This window comes from Pseudomonas sp. NY8896, assembly GCF_039634505.1.
Genome location: NZ_CP132350.1, coordinates 1,030,473 through 1,051,483 on the forward strand (window position 1 = coordinate 1,030,473; position 21,011 = coordinate 1,051,483).

The 21,011-nt window shown below is 63.3% G+C and carries 16 protein-coding genes and 1 riboswitch; of the genes, 7 read left to right on the forward strand and 9 right to left on the reverse strand.

From position 1 onward, the window contains the following. Positions 1 to 16: 16 nt before the first annotated feature. From Q9451_RS04590 to Q9451_RS04600, 3 genes are all read left to right on the forward strand, one after another. Entirely contained in the window at positions 17 to 4,960 is a 4,944-nt protein-coding gene (locus Q9451_RS04590; protein WP_012274548.1) for an Hpt domain-containing protein, read from the forward strand. Next, positions 4,953 to 5,426 carry a chemotaxis protein CheW gene (locus Q9451_RS04595; RefSeq protein ID WP_012274547.1) on the forward strand — a complete coding sequence of 158 codons (474 nt, stop codon included), beginning with the start codon at positions 4,953 to 4,955 and terminating at the stop codon, positions 5,424 to 5,426. Before Q9451_RS04590 ends, Q9451_RS04595 begins: the two co-directional genes overlap by 8 nt. A gap of 61 nt (positions 5,427 to 5,487) precedes the next feature. Then, complete coding sequence (locus Q9451_RS04600; RefSeq protein WP_012274546.1) at positions 5,488 to 6,105, forward strand: hemolysin III family protein; 618 nt, start codon at positions 5,488 to 5,490, stop codon at positions 6,103 to 6,105. Here the strand turns inward: Q9451_RS04600 and Q9451_RS04605 are convergent, their stop codons facing one another. The 3 genes from Q9451_RS04605 to Q9451_RS04615 form a co-directional block, all read right to left on the reverse strand. Next, positions 6,106 to 6,825, reverse strand: a complete 720-nt coding sequence (locus tag Q9451_RS04605) for a 16S rRNA (uracil(1498)-N(3))-methyltransferase (protein ID WP_012274545.1) — start codon at positions 6,823 to 6,825, stop codon at positions 6,106 to 6,108. It abuts the gene before it with no gap. Between the two features lie 174 nt (positions 6,826 to 6,999). Continuing rightward, positions 7,000 to 8,406 (reverse strand): adenosylmethionine--8-amino-7-oxononanoate transaminase, encoded by a 1,407-nt coding sequence (locus Q9451_RS04610; RefSeq protein WP_012274544.1) that lies wholly within the window; start codon positions 8,404 to 8,406, stop codon positions 7,000 to 7,002. 79 nt (positions 8,407 to 8,485) lie between these two features. Next, complete coding sequence (locus Q9451_RS04615; RefSeq protein WP_012274543.1) at positions 8,486 to 8,977, reverse strand: hypothetical protein; 492 nt, start codon at positions 8,975 to 8,977, stop codon at positions 8,486 to 8,488. 210 nt (positions 8,978 to 9,187) lie between these two features. Here Q9451_RS04615 and Q9451_RS04620 point away from each other — a divergent pair, with 210 nt between their 5' ends. The 3 genes from Q9451_RS04620 to Q9451_RS04630 all read left to right on the forward strand — a co-directional run bounded on the left by Q9451_RS04620 (position 9,188) and on the right by Q9451_RS04630 (position 12,402). After that, the gene (locus tag Q9451_RS04620; protein WP_012274542.1) at positions 9,188 to 11,038 is read left to right on the forward strand and encodes a flavin monoamine oxidase family protein; all 1,851 of its coding nucleotides are present in this window, start codon (positions 9,188 to 9,190) and stop codon (positions 11,036 to 11,038) included. Between the two features lie 201 nt (positions 11,039 to 11,239). Next, entirely contained in the window at positions 11,240 to 11,791 is a 552-nt protein-coding gene (locus tag Q9451_RS04625; RefSeq protein WP_012274541.1) for a cytochrome b, read from the forward strand. A gap of 32 nt (positions 11,792 to 11,823) precedes the next feature. Then, on the forward strand, positions 11,824 to 12,402 hold the full coding sequence (locus tag Q9451_RS04630) for a YceI family protein (protein WP_012274540.1): 579 nt from the start codon (positions 11,824 to 11,826) through the stop codon (positions 12,400 to 12,402). An 85-nt stretch (positions 12,403 to 12,487) separates the two neighbouring features. Here the strand turns inward: Q9451_RS04630 and Q9451_RS04635 are convergent, their stop codons facing one another. From Q9451_RS04635 to ahcY, 5 genes are all read right to left on the reverse strand, one after another. Further along, a complete protein-coding gene (locus Q9451_RS04635; protein WP_264316621.1) occupies positions 12,488 to 14,380 on the reverse strand; it encodes a DEAD/DEAH box helicase in 1,893 nt (630 codons plus the stop codon). A 217-nt stretch (positions 14,381 to 14,597) separates the two neighbouring features. Next, positions 14,598 to 15,386: a transporter substrate-binding domain-containing protein gene (locus Q9451_RS04640; protein WP_012274538.1), complete on the reverse strand. Its 789-nt coding sequence runs from the start codon at positions 15,384 to 15,386 to the stop codon at positions 14,598 to 14,600. Positions 15,387 to 15,437: 51 nt separating this feature from the next. Beyond that, the gene (locus Q9451_RS04645) at positions 15,438 to 16,514 is read right to left on the reverse strand and encodes a hypothetical protein (RefSeq protein ID WP_012274537.1); all 1,077 of its coding nucleotides are present in this window, start codon (positions 16,512 to 16,514) and stop codon (positions 15,438 to 15,440) included. A gap of 93 nt (positions 16,515 to 16,607) precedes the next feature. After that, positions 16,608 to 17,453: a methylenetetrahydrofolate reductase [NAD(P)H] gene (metF, locus tag Q9451_RS04650; protein WP_012274536.1), complete on the reverse strand. Its 846-nt coding sequence runs from the start codon at positions 17,451 to 17,453 to the stop codon at positions 16,608 to 16,610. Between the two features lie 122 nt (positions 17,454 to 17,575). Beyond that, positions 17,576 to 18,985, reverse strand: a complete 1,410-nt coding sequence (gene ahcY, locus Q9451_RS04655) for an adenosylhomocysteinase (RefSeq protein WP_012274535.1) — start codon at positions 18,983 to 18,985, stop codon at positions 17,576 to 17,578. A 20-nt stretch (positions 18,986 to 19,005) separates the two neighbouring features. Continuing rightward, positions 19,006 to 19,102: riboswitch (S-adenosyl-L-homocysteine riboswitch) on the reverse strand. Between the two features lie 179 nt (positions 19,103 to 19,281). Here ahcY and Q9451_RS04660 point away from each other — a divergent pair. Beyond that, positions 19,282 to 19,683, forward strand: coding sequence for a hotdog domain-containing protein (locus Q9451_RS04660; RefSeq protein ID WP_012274534.1), 402 nt, complete (start codon positions 19,282 to 19,284; stop codon positions 19,681 to 19,683). 32 nt (positions 19,684 to 19,715) lie between these two features. Here Q9451_RS04660 and Q9451_RS04665 read toward each other — a convergent pair whose 3' ends face one another. Further along, positions 19,716 to 20,951 carry a sodium:proton antiporter gene (locus Q9451_RS04665; protein ID WP_012274533.1) on the reverse strand — a complete coding sequence of 412 codons (1,236 nt, stop codon included), beginning with the start codon at positions 20,949 to 20,951 and terminating at the stop codon, positions 19,716 to 19,718. Positions 20,952 to 21,011: the final 60 nt, after the last annotated feature.

Genomic DNA, 21,011 nt, shown 5'->3' on the forward strand with positions numbered 1-21,011 from the left:
GCGCAGAGGAGTGCCCATGGCTGTCGCTGCTGTAAGCCCCGAGCGCCACGAAACGGTGGCGCTGGCCTGGACCAAGGCCGCCATTCTCGATTGCCTGGGCCAGGCACGGCAGGCGCTGGAGCGCTTCGCCGGCGAACCGGGCGACTTGTCGATGCTGGCCTTCGTGGTCGACAACTTGCACCAGGTGCATGGCTGCCTGCGCATGCTCGAGCTGCGTGGCGCCACGCGCCTGGCAGAGGAACTGGAGCTGTTCGCCAAGGCGTTGGCCGATGGCCAGGTCAGCCCACGGGGCGATTGCCTGGGTGCGCTGTTCCGTGGTCTGGAGCAGTTGCCGTCGTACCTTGAACGCTTGCGCGGCGCCCGCCACGATCTGCCGTTGGTGATGCTGCCACTGCTCAACCAGCTGCGCGCCTGCCGTGGCATCGAGCCGCTAGCCCAGGCAAGCCTGATAAGTGGTGCTGCGCAACGCTTTGCCGGGTCCGACGACCTGGCCAACCTCGACCTGTCGTTGGGCAACTGGCGCGATCAATTGCAGGCCGGGCCGGGCCGCGATGCCCTGCGCTCGGTGGTGACCGCGCTCTGCGACGACCTCATGCGCATCAAGGAGCGCCTGGACCAGTTCGTGCGCAGCGATCGTCAGCACAGCGAGCAGCTCGATGCCCTGCTGGCGCCGCTGCGCCACGTGGCCGATACCCTGGCTGTACTGGGCTTCCAACAACCACGGCGGGTGATCATCGACCAGGTGCTGGCGCTGCAGGCCTTGGCCCAGGGCGAGCGGTCGGTGGACGATGCGGTGCTTATGGATGTGGCGGGGGCCTTGCTGTACGTGGAGGCTTCGCTGAACGGCATGGTCGGCCCACTGGAGGAAAACGGCCAGGGTAGCCTGCCGGGCTCGGACCTGGCCGAGATACGCCAGCTGGTGTTGAGCGAGTCGCTGAATGTATTGCAGCAGGCCAAGGACCTGATCGGCGACTACCTGGAGTCCGACTGGCCTCGGCAGCGCCTGCAACCTTTGCCAGGGCTATTGCAGCAGGTTCGCGGGGCTTTGGCCATGTTGATGTTGCCCGCCGTGGCCGAGCTGTTTGCCGGCTGCGCAAGTTATGTGCAGCGTTGGTTGCAGCACCTGGACGAAGAGCCGCCCGCCGATGAGCTGACGCACCTGGCCGAGGCGCTGAGTGCTGCCGAGTGTTACCTGCAATGGCGGGTGGCCGACCCGTTGGCGGATGGCCAGCCCTTCATCGACAGGGCGCGTGCCAGTCTGGCGGCGCTGGGCGTGCACTGTGCGCAGGCTGACGCCCGAGCGGGCCTGGGAGCCGATGGCGATGGCATCGACGACGAACTGCGCGAAGTGTTTCTCGAGGAAGCTGGCGAGTTGCTCCCGGAAATCGAGCGTCACTGGCTGCGCTGGCGTGCGGACAACCAGCAGCGTGGGGCGCTGGGGGAAGTACGTCGTGCGTTGCATACCCTCAAAGGCAGCGGTCGCATGGTGCATGCCGAGGCGGTGGCTGAACTGGCTTGGGGCGCCGAGCACCTGCTGAACCGGGTACTGGAAGGCCGCAGCGTGCTCAGCCCGGAGGGCGTGGTGGCCCTGCAGCAGGTGTTTGTCCATCTGCCCGATTTGCTGGCCGACTTTGCCGCCGGCCAGCTGCCGCAACTGACCGAAATCGAGCAACTGGCTGGGCACCTGCACGCCCTGGCTGAAAACGACGCACCAGCCACGGCCAATATCGATGGCCTGGATCCGCAGTTACTGGATATTTTCCGCAGTGAAGCGCAGGGCCACTTGGCCAGCCTCGATGCCTTCCTGCAGGGCGCCGATGGTCACGATACGCCGGTCAGCGATGGCCTGCAGCGTGCCCTGCACACGCTCAAAGGCAGTGCCGCCATGGCCGGGGTGATGCCGGTCGCCGAACTCGCCACCGCCTTCGACCGCTTGGCCCGTGAGTACAAGGGGCATCAACTGCCGCTGCAAATGGCCGAGATGGAATGGTTGGAAGCCGCGCGCTCGCTGTTTCATCTGGGCCTGGCGCAACTTGACAGTACGCCGCTGGCTGCCATACCCGGCGCTGCGGAGCTGATCGAGCAGGTTGGCCAGGCAGTGGACGGCCGCCTGGCCAGCTTGCATGACGACCCGCAGCACGCGCGGCGCAGCAAGCGCGACCCGCAGTTGGTCGCCAGTTTCCTGGCCCAGGCCATGGACATTCTGCTCAATGCCGAGTCGGTGCTGTCGCGCTGGCAGCAGCAGCCAGGTCAGCGTGACGCACTGGACACCCTGCTTGATGAAATGACCACCCTGGGCCATGCCGCTCACCTGGCTGACCTGTGGCAGATGGATGATGTGTGCGAGGCCTTGCTCGACCTGTACGGTGCAGTAGAAGAGGGCAGCCTGCCCGCCGATGCACGCTTCTTCGCCCAGGCGCAGCACGCCCATGAAGCCCTGCTGGACATGCTCGACGAAGTGGCGGCTGGACAGGATCTGGCGCCGCGCCCAGAACTGGTTGGCAGCCTGCGCAACCTGTTGGACCAGGCCCTGCCCCCGGATGCAACCGGCCTTGTGGGCATTGATACGGTCACACCGCTGCACCCGGACATGGACCTGACCGATACCTTGGGGCTGGGGCACCCGTCGTTGCTGCCGGGGGCCGCCGAGCCGCTGGTCGAGAAGCCGGAAAACCCCGGCGAAGAACTGCTGGAAGTGTTCCTCGAAGAAAGCTCGGACATCGTCGAAAGCGCCGCAGCAGCCCTGGCGCGCTGGCAGGCCGACCCGCGCAACAGCGTCGAGGTGGACAACCTGATGCGCGACCTGCACACCCTCAAGGGCGTGGCGCGCATGGTCGAAATCGCCCCGATCGGCGACCTGGCCCACGAACTGGAGTTTCTCTACGAACTGTTGGCCGCCGGCCGTTTGCCACCGAGCGCGCCACTGTTCGCCCTGCTACAGAACTGCCACGACCGTCTGGCGCACATGCTCGATGCCGTGCGCCTGGGGCAGCCGCTGCATGCTGCCACGGCGCTGATCGACTACATTCGCAATTTCAGCAGCGCGGCACTGACCGACAGTGCCGCGGGCCAGGGGGCGCTGGAGGCTGCAACCGCCGAAGTGCCGGCAGCGGCGCCAGAGCGGGCGCCGGGCGACATGGTCAAGGTCGATGCCGAGCTGCTCGACGACCTGGGTAACCTGGCCGGCGAGCACTCGATCATTCGTGGGCGCATCGAGCAGCAGGTCAACGATGCGCAGTTCACCCTCAACGAGATGGAAACCACCCTCGAGCGCATGCGCGACCAGTTGCTGCGCCTGGACGTCGAGACCCAAGGGCGAATTTCCAGCCGTCAGCAGTTCGAAGGCGATGCCTATGACGATTTCGACCCGCTGGAAATGGACCGCCATTCGCAGCTGCAGCAACTGTCGAGGGCCCTGTTCGAGTCTGCCTCGGACCTGCTCGACCTGAAGGAAACCCTGGCCCAGCGCGCTCAGGAGGCGTATAGCCTGCTGCAGCAGCAGGCGCGGGTGAACAGCCAGTTGCAGGAAGGCCTGACCGCCACCCTGATGGTGCCGTTCGAACGCCTGGTGCCGCGCTTGCAGCGCGTGGTGCGGCAGGTGGCCAGCGAGCTGGGCAAACAGGTGGAGCTGGTGGTCGGCAATGCCGAGGGTGAGCTGGACCGCAGCGTGCTCGAACGCATGGTGGCGCCGCTGGAGCATATGCTGCGCAACGCCGTCGACCATGGCCTGGAAAGCCGCGAAATGCGCCTGGCTGCCGGCAAGCCGGAGCAGGGCACCATTCACCTGAATTTGTTGCACGAAGGTGCCGATATCGTCATCGAAATGACCGATGACGGTGCCGGCGTGCCACTGGAGGCGGTGCGGCGCAAGGCCATCAAACGCGGCCTGCTGGACCCGCAGGCCCAGTTGAGCGATCACGAGATCCTGCAGTTCATCCTGCGCCCGGGCTTTTCCACCGCCGAAAAGATCACCCAAATTTCCGGTCGCGGGCTGGGCATGGATGTGGTGCATGAGGAGGTCAAGCAACTAGGGGGCTCGATGAGCATCGAGTCGGCCCAGGGCAAAGGCGCGCGCTTCTTGATCCGCCTGCCGTTCACGGTGTCCATCAACCGCGCGTTGATGGTGCACCTGGGCGAAGAGCAGTACGCAATTGGGCTCAATACCATCGAAGGTATCGTTCGTGTGCCGCCGGCCGAGCTGGCGGCGTGCTACCAGTTGGACGCGCCACGTTATGTCTACGCCGGCCACGAATACGAGCTGCGCTACCTGGGCGAGTTGCTGCAAGGTGTGCCACGCCCGACGCTGCTGGGGCAGAGCGTGCCATTGCCGGTGCTGCTGGTGCATGCCAAGGAGCAATCGTTCGCCATCCAGGCCGACGGCCTGTCGCCCAGCCGCGAGATCGTGGTGAAGAGCCTGGGGCCGCAGTTTGCCGCGGTTGCCGGGTTGTCGGGGGCAACGTTGCTGGGCGATGGTCGGGTGGTGTTGATTCTTGACCTGCTGGGCCAGCTGCGCGGCCAGCAGCGACGGCTGGCTCGCCTGCCCGCTGGTGGCAGCCAACGCCAACTGCTTGGCCCGGCACCACGCCGCCCCTTGCTGGTGATGGTGGTGGACGATTCGGTAACCGTGCGCAAGGTCACCAGCCGCCTGCTGGAGCGCCACGGCATGAGCGTGCTCACAGCCAAAGACGGTGTTGACGCCATGGCCTTGCTGGAAGAGCACCGGCCCGACGTGTTGCTACTGGACATCGAGATGCCACGTATGGATGGTTTCGAGGTGGCTACACGTATCCGCCGTGACGCCCGCCTGAAGGACCTGCCTATCATCATGATCACTTCGCGTACCGGGCAGAAGCACCGCGACCGCGCCATGGCCATCGGCGTCAACGAGTACCTGGGCAAGCCGTACCAGGAGTCGCTGTTGTTGCAGAGCATCGCCCATTGGAGCCAGACCCATGCTTGAACTGATTGCCGGCCAACGCAGCAGCCTGACCGGGCTGTTGCTGCCGTTGGGTGACCGCACCCTGGTGCTGCCCAACGTGGCGGTGGCCGAGTTGAGCGGGCAGCGCAACCTGGTGTGTCAGCACGGTGATCCCGCTTGGCACCTGGGCTGGATCGACTGGCGCCAGCAACGCTTGCCGCTGATTGGTTTCGAGGCGGCGTGCGGTGGCGAGACGCCGTGCGGTGAGCGGGCACGCGTAGTGGTGCTCAATGCCTTGGGCGATACCGGGCTGCGTTACCTGGCGCTGTTGCTGCAGGACATCCCGCGTTCATGCAAGCTCGACAGCCAGCTCAACTATGTGGACGTGGCACTGGGGCGCCTGGAGTTGGCGGCGGTGCAGGTGGGCGAGCAGGTGGCAAGGGTGCCGGACCTGGTTGCATTGGAAAGGCTGGTGCGTGACGCGGATCTGCAACCTGATCTTGGGTAGGATGTAAGGCCGAAAAAGACTGCTTCAGGAACCCAGCCCACCTCGGGAGGTCTGTGTTTGCATGTATTACGGTGAACGCTTCAACGCCTGGACTCACCTGGTCGGTGCTGTCCTCGCCTGTATCGGTGCCATCTGGCTGATCGTGGTCGCGGGCCTGCAAGGCGACCCGTGGAAGATCGTCAGTTTCTCCATCTACGGCAGCACGCTGCTGTTGCTGTACAGCATTTCCACCCTGTACCACAGCACCCGCGGGCGGGCGAAGGTGATCATGCGCAAGCTCGATCACCTGTCGATCTACCTGTTGATCGCCGGCAGCTACACGCCGTTTTGCCTGGTCAGCCTGCGCGGCCCGTGGGGCTGGAGCCTGTTCGGTGTGGTCTGGGGGCTGGCGGTGATCGGCATGTTGCAGGAGATCAAGCCGCGCTCCGAGGCGCGGATCCTGTCGATCATTATTTATGCCGTGATGGGCTGGATCGTGCTGGTTGCAGTCAAGCCATTGCTCAATACGCTGGGCACCGCAGGTTTTACCTGGCTGGCGGCCGGCGGGGTGTTCTACACCGTCGGCATCATCTTCTTCGCCTTCGATAGCCGTTTCCGCCACTGGCACGGCATCTGGCACCTCTTCGTAATTGCCGGCAGCCTCATGCACTTCGTGGCGGTGTCGTTCTATGTGCGTTAGTTAAAAGTCGCCCCACAGCTGCTGTGCCACCGACAGCGCCACCACCGGCGCGGTTTCGGTGCGCAGCACGCGTGGGCCAAGGCGTGCTGCGTGGAAACCGGCGGCTTTGGCCTGTTCGACTTCGGCTTCGCTAAGGCCGCCTTCGGGGCCGATCAGGAAGGCCAGGCCTGCAGGCTTGGCATGGCTGGTGAGCGGTTCGGCCACCGGGTGCAGGACCAGCTTCAGGTCAGCCTGAGTGCTGCTCAGCCACTCGGTTAGGGGCACGGGTGGGTGGATGACCGGCAAGGTTGAGCGCCCGCATTGTTCGCAGGCACTGATCGCCACTTGGCGCCAGTGGGCCAGACGTTTGTCGGCACGTTCGTCCTTCAGGCGCACTTCGCAGCGTTCGCTGACGATCGGGGTGATTTCGTTGGCGCCCAGTTCGGTGGCCTTCTGGATCGCCCAGTCCATGCGTTCGCCGCGCGACAGGCCTTGGCCGAGGTGCACGTGCAGCGGTGAGTCGGCCTGGCCGGTGAGGGCTTGGTCGAGGCTGACACGCACGGTTTTCTTGCCCACTTCAAGCAGTTGGCCGAGGTATTCCTGGCCGCTGCCGTCGAACAGCTGCACGGCGTCGCCGGGGGCCATGCGCAGCACGCGGCCGATGTAGTGGGCCTGGGCCTCGGGCAGGTCGTGTTCGCCAAGGCTCAGGGGGGCGTCGATGAAGAAGCGGGACAGTCTCATGGGGTGCTCGTTTTAAAGGTTTACTCGCCCGTTGTAGGAGCGGCCTTGTGTCGCGAAAGGGCTGCGCAGCGGCCCCAGGGTTTCAGCGGCGATGCATGAATTGCTTGGGGCCGCTGCGCGGCCCTTTCGCGACACAAGGCCGCTCCTACAGGGGGTCGGCGCGGGCTTTCGGGCTTAGCCCGGGTCGCGGAAATCGGGGTGGAAGTTGGCCGGCACGGCAACGCTGACGCTATCGCGGGTGGCTATGTCGATGCCTTCACTGGCCACCTCGGCAAGGAAGTCGATCTGCTCCGGGGTGATCACATACGGCGGCAGGAAGTACACCACACTGCCCAGCGGCCGCAGCAGGGCGCCGCGGGTCAGGGCGTGTTCGAATACCTTCAGGCCACGCCGCTCTTGCCAGGGGTAGGCAACCTTGCCAGTCTTGTCTTTCACCATCTCGATGGCCAGGGCCATGCCGGTCTGACGAATTTCGGCAACGTGAGCATGGTCGGCCAGGTGCGCAGTGGCTGTGGCCATACGCGTGGCAAGAGCCTTGTTGGCCTCGATCACGTTGTCCTGCTCGAAGATGTCCAGGGTCGCCAGCGCCGCTGCGCACGCCAGCGGGTTGCCGGTGTAGCTGTGCGAATGCAGGAACGCACGCAAGGTCGGGTAGTCATCGTAGAAGGCCTGGTACACCTTGTCGGTGGTCAGGCAGGCGGCCAGCGGCAGGTAACCGCCGGTCAGGGCCTTGGACAGGCACAGGAAGTCTGGGCGGATGCCGGCCTGCTCGCAGGCGAACATCGTGCCGGTACGGCCGAAGCCCACGGCGATCTCGTCGTGGATCAGGTGCACGTCGTAGCGGTCGCAGGCCTCGCGCAGCAGCTTGAGGTAAACCGGGTGGTACATGCGCATGCCGCCTGCACCTTGGATCAGCGGCTCGACGATCACGGCGCTGATCGAGGCGTGGTGCTCGGCCAGGGTCTGTTCCATGGCCTGGAACATGTTGCGCGAGTGCTCTTCCCAGCTCATGCCCTCGGGGCGCAGGTAGCAATCGGGGCTGGGCACCTTGAGGGTGTCGAGCAGCAGCGCCTTGTAGGTTTCGGTAAACAGCGGCACATCGCCTACCGACATGGCGGCAATGGTTTCGCCGTGATAGCTGTTGGTCAGGGTGACGAAGCGCTTCTTGTCCGGTTTGCCGACATTCTGCCAGTAGTGGAAGCTCATCTTCAGCGCCACTTCGATGCACGACGAGCCATTGTCGGCGTAAAACACCCGGTCGAGGCCGGCCGGGGTCATGGCCACCAGGCGCTCGGACAACTCGATGACCGGCTGGTGGCTGAAACCGGCCAGGATCACGTGTTCCAGCTGATCCACCTGGTCCTTGATGCGCTGGTTGATGCGCGGGTTGGCGTGGCCGAACACATTGACCCACCAACTGCTCACCGCGTCCAGGTAGCGCTTGCCTTCGAAGTCCTCCAGCCACACACCTTCGCCGCGTTTGATCGGGATCAGCGGCAGCTGCTCGTGGTCTTTCATCTGGGTGCAGGGGTGCCACAGGACCTTGAGGTCGCGTTGCATCCACTGATCATTGAGGCCCATCGGCACTTCTCCTGGCTTTACGGCGTGGTTCGACCGCGTAAGCCTAAGCAATGCCGCAGGGCAGGACAACCGCTGCCGTTCAATGGCGGTGGGTGCCGGTCCATTCGAGGCGACGGATGTGCACGGTGCCAGCCTGCGAGGTGGAAATGGTCAGGCGCCGGAATGGCCCTTCGATCAGCTGGTAGTAGGGGTGTGTGGCGATGGGGCCGGGGCGCAGGTCGCGCAAGCCGTTGCCTTCCAAGGTAAGCCAGTAGAAGTTGAGCAGCGTCGGTGCAGCCAGGTCATGGCCTTGGTTCTCGGCATCGAACAACATGTGCAGGTCGTCGCAGAGAAAATCGCTGACCACATAGTATTCCAGCCGCAAGCATTCGACTTCCTGGGCGAAGGTGATTTCCACGTCGCTGTGTTCACCAATCACCAGTTCGGTGCCGTCTTCACCCTTGAACGCTTCATGAAAGCCGGTCCAGGAGGTGCTGTTGGAGCGGATACTCAGCCCGGATGCCATATGAAGCGTCTGCTTGTGCCACAGATACTGCCGTTCGACGTGTTGGAAGTGCTCCTCGAAGATCATGCGTATGCCCTCCTGGCGGGGCTGCTGGCCAACTTCGCCAGCTTTACCTGCCATCGTGTGACATGGCTACTGGCAAAAATGTCAGTTGCCAAAAGGACTTGATGTCACTGCGCTGGCAGGGTGGTCGGACCTGACGTATTCTTAACGCATCTTCCTGGGGCATCCCTGCCTCTCCCCGTTTCTGTAACCTCTGACTCGGAGTTCGCCAACATGGCTGCTGCTTGGGTGCGCCTGTGCGCGTTGGTATTGATTGGTGTGTCCAGCGGCGCCGCGCTGGCAAAGGACAAGACGCCCACGGCAATTGTCGTAGGTGGCGGCCTGGCAGGCCTGACGGCCGCCTACGAGTTGCAGAACAAAGGCTGGCAGGTGACGCTGCTGGAGGCCAAGGCGGGCATGGGCGGGCGTTCTGGCCTGGCAACCAGCGAGTGGATCGGCAATGCCAAGGCGCAGCCGGTGCTGAACCAGTACCTGGACCGTTTCAAGCTTGAAACACTGCCAGCGCCGGAGTTCGTGCGTACCCCCGGTTACCTGATCGACGGCGAGTACTTCAGTGCCACCGACCTGGCCACCAAGCAGCCGGCTACCGCCGAGGCGCTCAAGCGTTACGAGAAAACCCTCGACGACCTGGCCCGTTCGATCGACGACCCGCTGAACCCGCAAGCAAACAGCACGTTGTTCGCCCTCGACCAGATCAACGTCTCCACCTGGCTGGACAAACTGCAACTGCCGACCACCGCCCGCCAGCTGGTCAACCAGCAGATCCGTACGCGCTACGATGAACCGTCGCGCCTGTCGTTGCTGTACTTCGCCCAGCAGAACCGCGTGTACCGCGGCGTCAGCGACCGCGACCTGCGCGCCGCGCGGCTGCCCGGTGGCAGCCCGGTGCTGGCCCAGGCCTTCGTCAAGCAATTGAAAACCATCAAGACCAGCTCGCCGGTCACCGCCATTGTCCAGGACAAGGACGGCGTCACGGTAAAAGTCGGCAGCGTCGGCTACCAGGCGGATTACCTGGTAATGGCCGTGCCGCTGCGCGCCCTGGCCAAAATCCAGATGACCCCAGGCCTGGACAGCCAGCACCTGGCCGCGCTCAAGGGTACCAACTATGGCTGGCGCGACCAGCTGATGCTCAAGTTCAAGAAGCCGGTATGGGAAAGCCGCGCGCGCATGTCGGGCGAAATCTTCAGTAACGCCGGCCTTGGCATGCTGTGGATCGAGCCGGCGCTCAAGGGCGGCGCCAACGTGGTCATCAACCTGTCCGGCGACAACGCCCGCCTGCTGCAGGCGTTTGGCGACAAGCAGATGGTCGACCAGGTGCTGATACGCCTGCATGCCTTCTACCCGCAGGCCCGTGGTGCCTTCACCGGTTATGAGGTCAAGCGCTACAGCACCGACGCCGGTACCGGCGGCGCCTATCTGGCCTATGGCCCAGGGCAGATCAGCAAGTACTGGCGCCTGTGGGAGCGCCCTGTGCAGCGCATCACTTTTGCTGGCGAGCACACCGACGCCCTGTATCCAGGCACCCTGGAAGGCGCCCTGCGCAGCGGCCAGCGTGCGGCCAGCCAGGCCCAGGATCTGCTGGCCGGCAAGTCGTTTGACCCTGCCAAGGCGGCACCGGTCGCAGCGGCGGCGGCGGGTTCGGCGGCCGCCAAGGCGAGCAAGGGTGGGTTCTTCTCGAACATGTTTGGTGGTTCGTCTGACAAGGCTGACAAGCCTGACGCGGCGCCTGCCAAAGCTGAGTCGAAGCCTGTCGATGAGGCCAAGCAGGACAAACCTGGCTTCTTCAAGCGTCTGTTTGGTGGGGCGGACACGCCCGAGGTGAAGGCAGAACCGATTGCCAAGGCTGAAGCAGTGGCGCCAGCCCCAGCGCCTGCTCCCCAAACCGCGCCCGCCCCGGTCGCGCCTGCACCTGCAGTGAAGGAAGCGGCTGCCAAGCCTGCGGCCACCAAGGCGGCACCGGCCAAGCATGCGCCGACGCACAAACCTGTTGAGGCCAAGAAAGCGACAGCCAAGTCCGAGCCTGCGAAGAAGGCTGTGGCCAATACCCAGGCCAAGGCTGGCTGATCGATCGCCAGTACCGACCGCTTGGCAGCACGAGGCCGGTACTGGCAACCTCTATTTCCCCGGCTATCGTTAATGTTTCCTTAATGGGAAGCTTACAGAATACATATCGGATTTCTCGATAATCCGAAGCAATTTTTTCCGCTTTTATTCGATACGTTACGCGTTAGTCTGTGCACAGCTTTCACGGAGAAACACGCCAACATGCAACTGCGCAATTCACCCTCTCGCTACGGCGTGGTCAGTATCGTCCTGCATTGGGGCGTGGCGCTGGCAGTCTTCGGCCTGTTCGGCCTGGGCCTGTGGATGGTCGGTCTCGACTACTACAGCCCCTGGCGCAAAGCCGGGCCGGACCTGCACAAGAGTATCGGCCTGGTTTTGCTGGCAGTGATGTTGCTGCGGGTGATCTGGCGTTTCATCAGCCCCCCACCTCCGGCGCCCGCCAACCATGGCGCGGTCACACGCCTGGCGGCCAAGCTGGGCCATTTGGCCCTGTACCTTGGGCTGTTTGCGGTGATGGCGGCCGGTTACCTGATTTCCACCGCCGACGGCGTCGGCATTCCGGTGTTCGGCCTGTTCGAAGTGCCGGCACTGGTCAGCGACCTGCCCGACCAGGCAGATGTGGCGGGGGTGATTCATCTGTGGCTGGCATGGGGCCTGGTGATTTTTGCCGTGCTGCATGCCCTGGCAGCGCTCAAGCACCATTTCATCGACCGTGACGCGACCCTGACCCGTATGCTGGGCCGCAAAGCTTGACTCTCAACCTCAATTGCATAGGAAGGAACAGGATGTTGAAAAAGACTTTTGCCGCTCTGGCGCTCGGTACCGCTCTGCTCTCCGCTGGCCAGGCCATGGCTGCCGAGTACAAGATCGACAAGGAAGGCCAGCACGCGTTCGTTGACTGGAAAATCAGCCACCTGGGCTACAGCTTCATCCACGGTACCTTCAAGGACTTCGACGGCAACTTCACCTGGGACAGCGCCAAGCCTGAAGCCAGCAAGATCAGCGTCGACCTGAAGACCGCCAGCCTGTGGTCGAACCACGCCGAGCGTGACAAGCACATCGCCAGCGCCGACTTCCTCGATGTGAAGAAGTATCCTGAAGCCAAGTTCGTCTCTACTGCCGTCAAGTCGACTGGCGAAAAGACTGCTGACGTTACGGGCGACCTGACCATGCACGGCGTAACCAAGCCGGTCACCTTCAAGGCAACCTTCAACGGTGAAGGCAAGGACCCATGGGGCGGTGAGCGCGCTGGTTTCAACGCCACCACCACCCTGAACCTGAATGACTTCGGCATCAAAGGCCCAGGCGCTACTTCGCAGACGCTGGACCTGGATATCAGTGTCGAAGGTGTGAAGCAGAAGTAAGCATTGCCTTGGCAATGAAAAACGCCGCCCATTGGGCGGCGTTTTCGTTTCCCGTGGAGTGCCCTGAAATCGGGCTACTCCGGGTTCAGCCTTTTCGGGTCAACAAGGCCGGGCGCTCACCGCGTGGTCGGGTCGGCACGTCATCCAACTGCTCAGGCGTTGGGTAACGGTCGAGCTTGGATTCCTTGCGGATGATCACCGGTTGTTTTTCTGGCTGGCGTGGGTTACGCACGGCAGGCTCCTGCCGGGCTGCGTCATCACGGGCTGGGCGACCACGGCCACCGCCGTCACGACGGGCACCGCCACCGTTGTTGGCGCGGGCAGGGCGCTTTTCGCCGCCACCACCGCTGCCGCCACTACGCTGCTGGCCGCCACTGCGAGCTTGGCCCTGGCCCCCAGCGTTGCTGCGTTGACCGCTATTCTGGCCCTGGCCTGCACCGCCACCCGGGCGGCGATTGCGGCCTTGGTTCTTGCCTTGGTACGGGCTGACGTAGTCGGCACGGTTACCGAAGTTGTCGACATCGTCGTCCAGGAATTCTTCCGGGTCGCGGTCGGCCGGTACTTTCGGCACGCTGTTGCTGCTGGCCTGCTGCTGTTGGCGTGGCTTCTTGTCACGCGGCTTGCGCGGCTGCTGTTGCTTGTCGCCGCTGTTTTCCTTGTCGGCCGGCTTTTCTGCAGCTTGCTGCTTGGCCTTGCCTTTGTCCTTGCCCTTGTCCTTGCGGCCGCCGTTGGCGTCTTTACCGCCTTCGCCGCGGCCCTGCTGGTTGCGGCCACCGCGGCCGCTGTTCTGCGGGCGCTCGCGCACTTCAGGCTTTTCGGCTTCTACCTGGCTGGCGTCGAAGCCCATCAGGTCGCCATCCTGGATGCGTTGCTTGGTCACCCGCTCGATGCTCTTGAGCAGCTTCTCTTCATCTGGCGCGACCATGGAAATGGCTTCGCCCGAGCGACCGGCACGGCCGGTACGGCCGATGCGGTGAACGTAATCTTCCTCGACATTCGGTAGCTCGAAGTTGACCACGTGCGGCAGTTGGTCGATGTCCAGGCCACGGGCGGCGATGTCGGTGGCGACCAGCACGCGCACACTGTTGGCCTTGAAATCGGCCAGGGCTTTGGTGCGGGCGTTCTGGCTTTTGTTGCCGTGGATTGCAGCGGCGGTCAGGCCGTGCTTTTCCAGATACTCGGCCAAGCGGTTGGCGCCGTGCTTGGTCCGGGTGAACACCAGTACCTGTTCCCAGGCGCCCTGGGTGATCAGGTGTGCCAGCAGTGCACGCTTGTGGCTGGCGGGCAGGCGATAGACGCGCTGCTCGATACGCTCGACGGTGGTGTTCGGCGGCGTGACCTCGATACGCTCCGGGTTGTGCAGAAGCTTGTCGGCGAGGTCGGTGATGTCCTTGGAGAAGGTGGCCGAGAACAGCAGGTTCTGGCGCTTGGCCGGCAGGCGGGCGAGGACCTTCTTGACGTCGTGAATGAAGCCCATGTCGAGCATGCGGTCGGCTTCGTCGAGCACCAGGATTTCCACGTGGGCCAGGTCGACCTTGCCTTGGCCGGCCAGGTCGAGCAGGCGGCCTGGGCAGGCGACCAGCACGTCAACGCCTTTGGCAATGGCCTGGATCTGCGGGTTCATGCCAACGCCGCCGAAGATGCAGGCGCTGACCAGTGGCAGGTCACGGGCATAGACCTTGAAGCTGTCATGCACCTGGGCTGCCAGTTCGCGGGTCGGGGTCAGGACCAGCACGCGGGGCTGGCGCGGGCCGTGACGCTGCGACTTGTCGGGGTGGCCGGCCGGGAACAGGCGCTCGAGGATCGGCAGGGCGAAGCCGCCGGTTTTACCCGTACCTGTCTGTGCGGCAACCATCAGGTCGCGGCCTTGCAACACGGCGGGAATGGCCCGCTGTTGCACGGGGGTCGGCTGGGTGTAGCCCGCAGCCTCGATAGCGCGGACAAGAGCCTCGGAGAGACCGAGGGAAGCAAAGGACATGGGCGATCCTGTTCTCGTGTGGGCTGGGCCCGTTGGGATGTTCTGCCTGGCGCGACGGGCATCGGTGGGATGCGATCGCGTCCGGTCCAGCTGGGCTTTCACTGCACATCCGGGAAACGGGGGCTGGACGCGAGGGGCGTCTGTGCCGATCGGGATGCCTGTTGCGAGGCCGAGCGTCCGGGCGTGAGCCGGGCGGGAAGGCCCGAGTATAACAGAGCTATCGCGCTGTGCTGCTTTCCTGCTGCTCAACGGCGTTGAGAATGTTTCCAATGTCGCCTGTGTAGCGGTTGCTGATCGCTGCATAGGCCGGTTCTTGCTTGAACCGCTGCAGTTCTTCGGCAAAGGCCAGGGCCAGTGCTTCCCGCCCGGGCTTGCGCACCAACCCCAGATACTGGGTCTGGCGGCTGATCACCAACGGTAATTCCTCGACTTGCTGTTGCAGGCCCAGCTGATGGAGCAGGTAATGCCCAACCCTACGGTCGGTGATCGCCAGGTCGATGCGGCCCAGCATCAATTTGCCGAAATTGGCCTCGAGAGTAGGCGCGGGTTCGCGTGCGAAATAGGGGGCGTCGTTGAACGCTGCACCATAGGCGTAGCCGGGCGATGTGCCGACGGTGAGGCCGGCGAGGTCCTCCAGGTGGGCTACGCCATGGCGACGTGCACGCGCCTGGAACAGGACGAATTCGACGTCCGACATAGGCTCGGGGGCGTACACCAGGTAGGGCTGACGCGATTCGGTCTGGAAGATGTCGAGGATGCCATCGGCCAAGCCTTGTTCGACCATGGCCAGGCAGCGTTTCCACGGCAGGAACTGCCACTCCACTTCTACGCCGAGGCGCTTGAAGACCTGGCTGGTGACTTCGTAGTCGATACCGCGCGGTTGGCCGTTGTGCTGATACACATAGGGTGCCCAGTCGTCGGTCACCAGGCGCAGGCGCTCGCCCAGAGCCAACGGGCTCAGGCAGGCGAGCAGCAGGATCCAGAACAGGCGGGCGATGTGTGGCATGGCCGGAGATTACGCGGTCGGCCGGCCCAAGGCCAGTGCCCCTCGAATGTCTCAGCCTTGCGATGTTTGCAGCAGATGCGCCTCGACATCCTTGCGCCGCTCACCCAGCGACAACCGCAACCCTGGGTGGCGCAGGCATTGTCGCAGTCGCTCGGGTTCCATGTGGCCATGGCGGGCATTGAGGTTTTCCAGGGCCTTGTCCCACCAGGCCGGCGCGCAGGCACGGTCGAATTCGTTGGGGTAGGGGTAGCAGCCATACAGTAATTCGCGGGCGAATTGGCGCTCTTGGCTGGGCAGCGTCAGGCTCAGTGCCTTGTAACCCAGGCGGTGCAGGGTGGGTGGCCGCGGCAACTGGTCGTTGACCAAACTAACGTCGGCCAACGCTGCCGGGCTCAGTGGGTCGTGGCCGTGCTTGCGCAGCCAGGCCTGAATCTTGGCGCGGAACTGCGCCTTGCGGCTCCAGTAGTGATGGATGACGTCGGTGCACTCGGCCAGTTCCAGCTTGCGATAAGCCGCCACTGCCAAGCAGAACTCCTCGAGGGTGTAGGCTTCGCGCGCCAAGGGGTAGAACTCGTCCATCATGGCGATGGAGCGGTCCAGGGTGTTGCTGTCTTCGGCAGTAAGGCCGATCAACCCGGAGTTGATCAGTGGCATCTGGCAATCGGCCAGGCCCCGTGAGCCGAGAATGGTCAGCAGGTTTTTGTACAGCAGGCACTTCTGGTCGGCGCCATAGCGCGGGCCGATGGCGTTGCACAGTAGGCGGCCGGGCGCCACGCGCGCGAACAGTTGCAGTGGCGAAGTGCGGAAGAACGTGTCGGTGTCGATCAACACTGCCAGCGGGTGTTGCTGCAGTACCTGGCGCAGCAGTACATGCTTGCTGCGAAAGTGATAACCGTGCGGGGCGTTCCATGCCTGGCGGGTGGCCTCGTCCAGCAGGTGCACGGTGACGGGCAGGCTGGCGTAGGGCTGCGGATTGTCGGTGTAAACCTGGATGCCTATGGCGTCGCTGGCTGCGCTGCCCAGTTGGGCGAGGGCGCTGATGATGCTGAAGCAGGCTTCCTGATGATAGGTGGCTGGGCCGAAAGCCAGGTAGACAAGCTGTGGGCGCGAAGGCTGGGGGTGCTGCATGGCAGGCAAGACCTGTTTAACCCGAAAATGAATAAGGCTTTAGTCTATGACCAAAGCCTTAATCATTTCTTAAGCAGACTTTGCCAAAAGATTTCAGCGTGGCAGCTTCAGGTTGTTCCAGATCGCCAGGCTCGGTTCGGCTTGGTTCAGGGTATAGAAGTGCAGGCCCGGTGCGCCGCCTTGCAGCAGCTGTTCGCACATGCGGGTAATCACTTCTTCGCCGAAGGCCTGGATGCTGGCGGTGTCGTCGGCATAGGCTTCCAGCTGCTTGCGGATCCAACGTGGGATCTCGGCGCCGCAGGCATCGGAGAAGCGGGCCAGCTTGCTGTAGTTGGTAATCGGCATGATGCCCGGTACTACCGGGATGTCCACGCCCAGCTTCTGCGCGCGCTCGACGAAGTAGAAGTAGCTGTCGGCGTTGAAGAAGTACTGGGTGATGGCGCTGTCGGCGCCGGCCTTGACCTTGTGCACGAAGTTGGCCAAGTCGGTTTCGAAGTTGCGCGCCTGTGGGTGCATTTCTGGGTAGGCGGCCACTTCCAGGTGGAAGTGATCGGCGGTTTCCTGGCGGATGAACTCGACCAGGTCACTGGCGTAGCGCAATTCGCCACTGGCCATGCCCATACCCGACGGCAGGTCGCCACGCAGGGCGACAATGCGCTTGATGCCGGCAGCCTTGTATTCGGCCAGCAGGGCGCGCAGGTCGTCCTTGGAGTCACCCACGCATGACAGGTGCGGCGCGGCAGGCACCTTCACTTCGTTTTCCAGCTGTAGCACGGTGTTCAGCGTGCGGTCGCGGGTCGAGCCACCGGCACCGTAGGTGCAGGAAAAGAAGTCCGGGTTGTAAGTGGCCAGCTGGCGGGCGACGCCCATCAGCTTTTCGTGACCGGCATCGGTCTTGGTCGGAAAGAACTCGAAACTGTAGCGGCGTTCTTGTGACATCACTCGTTCCTCAAGCAGCCAGCTGCTAGCGGCAAGCTGCAAGTAAAAGCCAGATCGGTGATGGCCGATCTGGCTTGGGCATCGTTCATGAACCTTGAAGCTCGATGCTTCAAGCTTGCCGCTTAGTAGCGGTAGGCGTGTGGCTTGAACGGGCCTTCGACGGTCACGCCGATGTAGTCGGCTTGCTGCTTGGTCAGTTTGGTGACCACGCCGCCGAAGCCGCGGACCATTTCCAGGGCCACTTCTTCGTCGAGCTTCTTCGGCAGCACTTCAACGGTCAGGCGCTCGGCTTTCTTCTCGGCCGACAGGTCGGCGTACTTCTGCTCGAACAGGAAGATCTGTGCCAGTACCTGGTTGGCGAACGAACCGTCCATGATGCGGCTTGGGTGGCCAGTGGCGTTGCCCAGGTTGACCAGGCGGCCTTCGGCCAGCAGGATCAGGTAGTCGTCGTTCTGCGGGTCGAAGCTGCCAGCGCCGGTGCGGTGGATCTTGTGCACCTGCGGCTTGACCTCTTCCCAAGCCCAGTTCTTGCGCATGAAGGCGGTGTCGATCTCGTTGTCGAAGTGGCCGATGTTGCAGACCACGGCACGCTTCTTCAGGGCCTTGAGCATGTTGGCGTCGCAGACGTTGACGTTACCGGTGGTGGTCACGATCAGGTCGATCTTGCCCAGCAGGGCCTTGTCGATGCTGGCTTCGGTGCCGTCGTTGATACCGTCGATGAACGGCGAGACCAGCTCGAAGCCGTCCATGCAGGCCTGCATGGCGCAGATTGGGTCAACTTCGGTGACCTTGACGATCATGCCTTCCTGACGCAGGGACTGGGCCGAACCCTTGCCCACGTCACCGTAGCCGATCACCAGGGCTTGCTTGCCCGACAGCAGGTGGTCGGTACCACGCTTGATGGCGTCGTTCAGGCTGTGACGGCAGCCGTATTTGTTGTCGTTCTTGCTTTTGGTGACCGAGTCGTTGACGTTGATCGCCGGGACTTTCAGCTCGCCCTTGGCCAGCATGTCCAGCAGGCGGTGCACGCCGGTGGTGGTTTCTTCGGTCACGCCGTGAACACGGTCCAGCACCTGTGGGTACTTCTTGTGCAGCAGTTCGGTCAGGTCGCCGCCGTCGTCGAGGATCATGTTGGCGTCCCATGGCTGGCCATCTTTCAGGATGGTTTGCTCCAGGCACCACTCGTACTCTTCTTCGGTTTCACCTTTCCAGGCGAATACCGGGATGCCGGCGGCTGCGATCGATGCGGCGGCCTGGTCTTGAGTCGAGAAGATGTTGCAGGACGACCAGCGCACTTCGGCACCCAGGGCAACCAGGGTTTCGATCAGTACGGCGGTCTGGATGGTCATGTGGATGCAGCCCAGGATCTTCGCACCCTTGAGCGGTTGCTCGGTCAGGTACTTGCGACGCAGGCCCATCAGGGCTGGCATTTCCGATTCGGCAATGATGGTTTCGCGACGGCCCCAGGCGGCCAGGGAGATGTCAGCGACTTTGTAATCGGTAAAACCAGCAGGCATGTTTGCAGCGCTCATGAGAGCCTCCATTCGTAGTGTGCGAATGGGCGCCGTTGTGCGTTAAGCGCCCGCGAGAGCGAGCAACGCCCCATCCGAGCCTGACAGGCCTAGCCTGCTGCAGCGCCCCTCGGACAGGTGGCGGGCATGGCCCCGCTGTGGGCAGCCATGTAAAGCGGCGCAGATTATAGCCGCGAGCGGCACCTTCACCCAAGGTTTTCTGTCGATTAATCGCGACGATAGTCGATGTTCAATGGAGCGATGGCGGCCGCTCTGCCATCATTGCTACACGTTAGCCAAGCAGGTCAGGAGTACAGATGAACTTTCACACCCGCAAATGGGTTAAACCCGAAGACCTCAACCCCAATGGCACCCTGTTCGGTGGCAGCCTGTTGCGCTGGATCGACGAAGAGGCGGCGATCTACGCCATCGTCCAGCTGGGCAACCAGCGCGTGGTGACCAAGTACATGTCGGAAATCAACTTCGTCAGTGCGTCGCGCCAGGGCGACATCATCGAGCTGGGCATTACCGCCACCGAGTTCGGCCGCACCTCGATCACCCTCAAGTGCGAAGTGCGCAACAAGATCACCCGCAAGAGTATCCTGACCGTCGACAAGATGGTGTTCGTAAACCTGGGTGAAGACGGCTTGCCGGCAGCCCATGGGCGCACCGAGATCAAGTACGTGCAGGACCAGTTCCCGGATTCGGCAGTAGAGTGATTTTCTGGGGCCGCAAAGCGGCCCCAAAAACCTCACGGCTGGGCGCTGACCTTGCGCACCACCCGCCCGATGCTCAAACCCTGCACCAGAATCGAAGACAACACCACGATGTAGGTGATCGACAGCAGCAGGTCACGCTCCTCGCCCAACGGCAGCGACAGTGCCAGGGCCACCGACACCCCGCCGCGCAGGCCGCCCCAAGTCAGCACCCGTACCGTGCCCTTGGGCACAGGGCGCCAGCGGCGCAGCAGCACGATCGCCGGGGCCACGGTCAGCAACCGCGACAGCAGCACCGCCAGCGCCAGCACGCCGCCGGCCGCCAGGTGCATCCAGTTGAACGGCAGCAGCAACAGCTCCAGGCCGATCAAGGCGAACAGCAAGGCATTGAGCATGTCATCGATCAGCTCCCAGAAACCGTCCATGTAGCGGCGCGTCATGTCATTCATCGCCAGGTTTCGCCCCAGGTTACCGATGATCAGGCCGGCCACCACCATGGCGATCGGTGCCGACACGTGCAGCTCGTAGCACATCGCCGAGCCACCGATAACCAGTGCCAGGGTCAGCATGACCTCCACCTGGTACTGCTCGATGCTCTTGATCATGCGGTACGTGGCATAGCCGATCAGGCCGCCGAATACCACGCCGCCAATGGCCTCGCGGGCGAACAGGATCGCCGTGTCGGTCAGGCTTGGCGTTTCACCCAGCTGGATGATGCCCAGCAACACGGTGAACACCACGACCGCCGTGCCGTCGTTGAACAGCGATTCGCCAACGATGGTGGTTTTCAGCGGTTTGGACGCATTGGCGGTACGCAGCGCGCCCAGTACGGCAATCGGGTCGGTGGGCGAGATCAGCGCACCGAACAGCAGGCAGTAGATCAGCGGTACCTGCCAGCCGAACAGGGCGAATACCCAGTGCGACAGGTAGCCAATGACTACGGTAGCGATCAGCACGCCCAAGGTGGCCAGCAGGCCAATGGGCCAGCGGTAGCTGCGCAGGTCGCTGAGGTTGACGTGCAATGCACCGGCAAACAGCAGGAAGGCCAACATCCAGTGCATCAGCAGGTCGTTGAAATCGATTTGGTTCATCAAGCCTTCGACACGTTCTTCCAGGCCAGGGAAGCCGATCAGGCTAAGGCCCTGCAGCATCAGGGAGAACAGCAGTGCCGTGACCATCACGCCGATGGCGGGTGGCAGGCCGATGAAGCGGTAATTGACGTAGGTAAGGAGGGTGGTGAGGCAGATAAACGCGGCAACTAATTCAAGCATCCCGAATCCTGTAACAGTGGCTTCCAAGTCGTAACCCGAATGGCTCGGGCAGCTCTTTGA

Excerpts from the sequence above, each read along its gene's own strand:
- Q9451_RS04615 (WP_012274543.1), bottom strand. The coding sequence starts at position 8,977 with ATGATCTTCGAGGAGCACTTCCAACACGTCGAACGGCAGTATCTGTGG.
- Q9451_RS04590 (WP_012274548.1), top strand. The coding sequence starts at position 17 with ATGGCTGTCGCTGCTGTAAGCCCCGAGCGCCACGAAACGGTGGCGCTG.
- Q9451_RS04635 (WP_264316621.1), bottom strand. The coding sequence starts at position 14,380 with ATGTCCTTTGCTTCCCTCGGTCTCTCCGAGGCTCTTGTCCGCGCTATC.
- Q9451_RS04605 (WP_012274545.1), bottom strand. The coding sequence starts at position 6,825 with ATGAGACTGTCCCGCTTCTTCATCGACGCCCCCCTGAGCCTTGGCGAA.
- Q9451_RS04645 (WP_012274537.1), bottom strand. The coding sequence starts at position 16,514 with ATGCAGCACCCCCAGCCTTCGCGCCCACAGCTTGTCTACCTGGCTTTC.
- ahcY (WP_012274535.1), bottom strand. The coding sequence starts at position 18,985 with ATGAGCGCTGCAAACATGCCTGCTGGTTTTACCGATTACAAAGTCGCT.
- Q9451_RS04600 (WP_012274546.1), top strand. The coding sequence starts at position 5,488 with ATGTATTACGGTGAACGCTTCAACGCCTGGACTCACCTGGTCGGTGCT.
- Q9451_RS04625 (WP_012274541.1), top strand. The coding sequence starts at position 11,240 with ATGCAACTGCGCAATTCACCCTCTCGCTACGGCGTGGTCAGTATCGTC.
- Q9451_RS04610 (WP_012274544.1), bottom strand. The coding sequence starts at position 8,406 with ATGGGCCTCAATGATCAGTGGATGCAACGCGACCTCAAGGTCCTGTGG.
- Q9451_RS04620 (WP_012274542.1), top strand. The coding sequence starts at position 9,188 with ATGGCTGCTGCTTGGGTGCGCCTGTGCGCGTTGGTATTGATTGGTGTG.
- Q9451_RS04660 (WP_012274534.1), top strand. The coding sequence starts at position 19,282 with ATGAACTTTCACACCCGCAAATGGGTTAAACCCGAAGACCTCAACCCC.
- Q9451_RS04630 (WP_012274540.1), top strand. The coding sequence starts at position 11,824 with ATGTTGAAAAAGACTTTTGCCGCTCTGGCGCTCGGTACCGCTCTGCTC.
- Q9451_RS04640 (WP_012274538.1), bottom strand. The coding sequence starts at position 15,386 with ATGCCACACATCGCCCGCCTGTTCTGGATCCTGCTGCTCGCCTGCCTG.
- metF (WP_012274536.1), bottom strand. The coding sequence starts at position 17,453 with ATGTCACAAGAACGCCGCTACAGTTTCGAGTTCTTTCCGACCAAGACC.
- Q9451_RS04665 (WP_012274533.1), bottom strand. The coding sequence starts at position 20,951 with ATGCTTGAATTAGTTGCCGCGTTTATCTGCCTCACCACCCTCCTTACC.
- Q9451_RS04595 (WP_012274547.1), top strand. The coding sequence starts at position 4,953 with ATGCTTGAACTGATTGCCGGCCAACGCAGCAGCCTGACCGGGCTGTTG.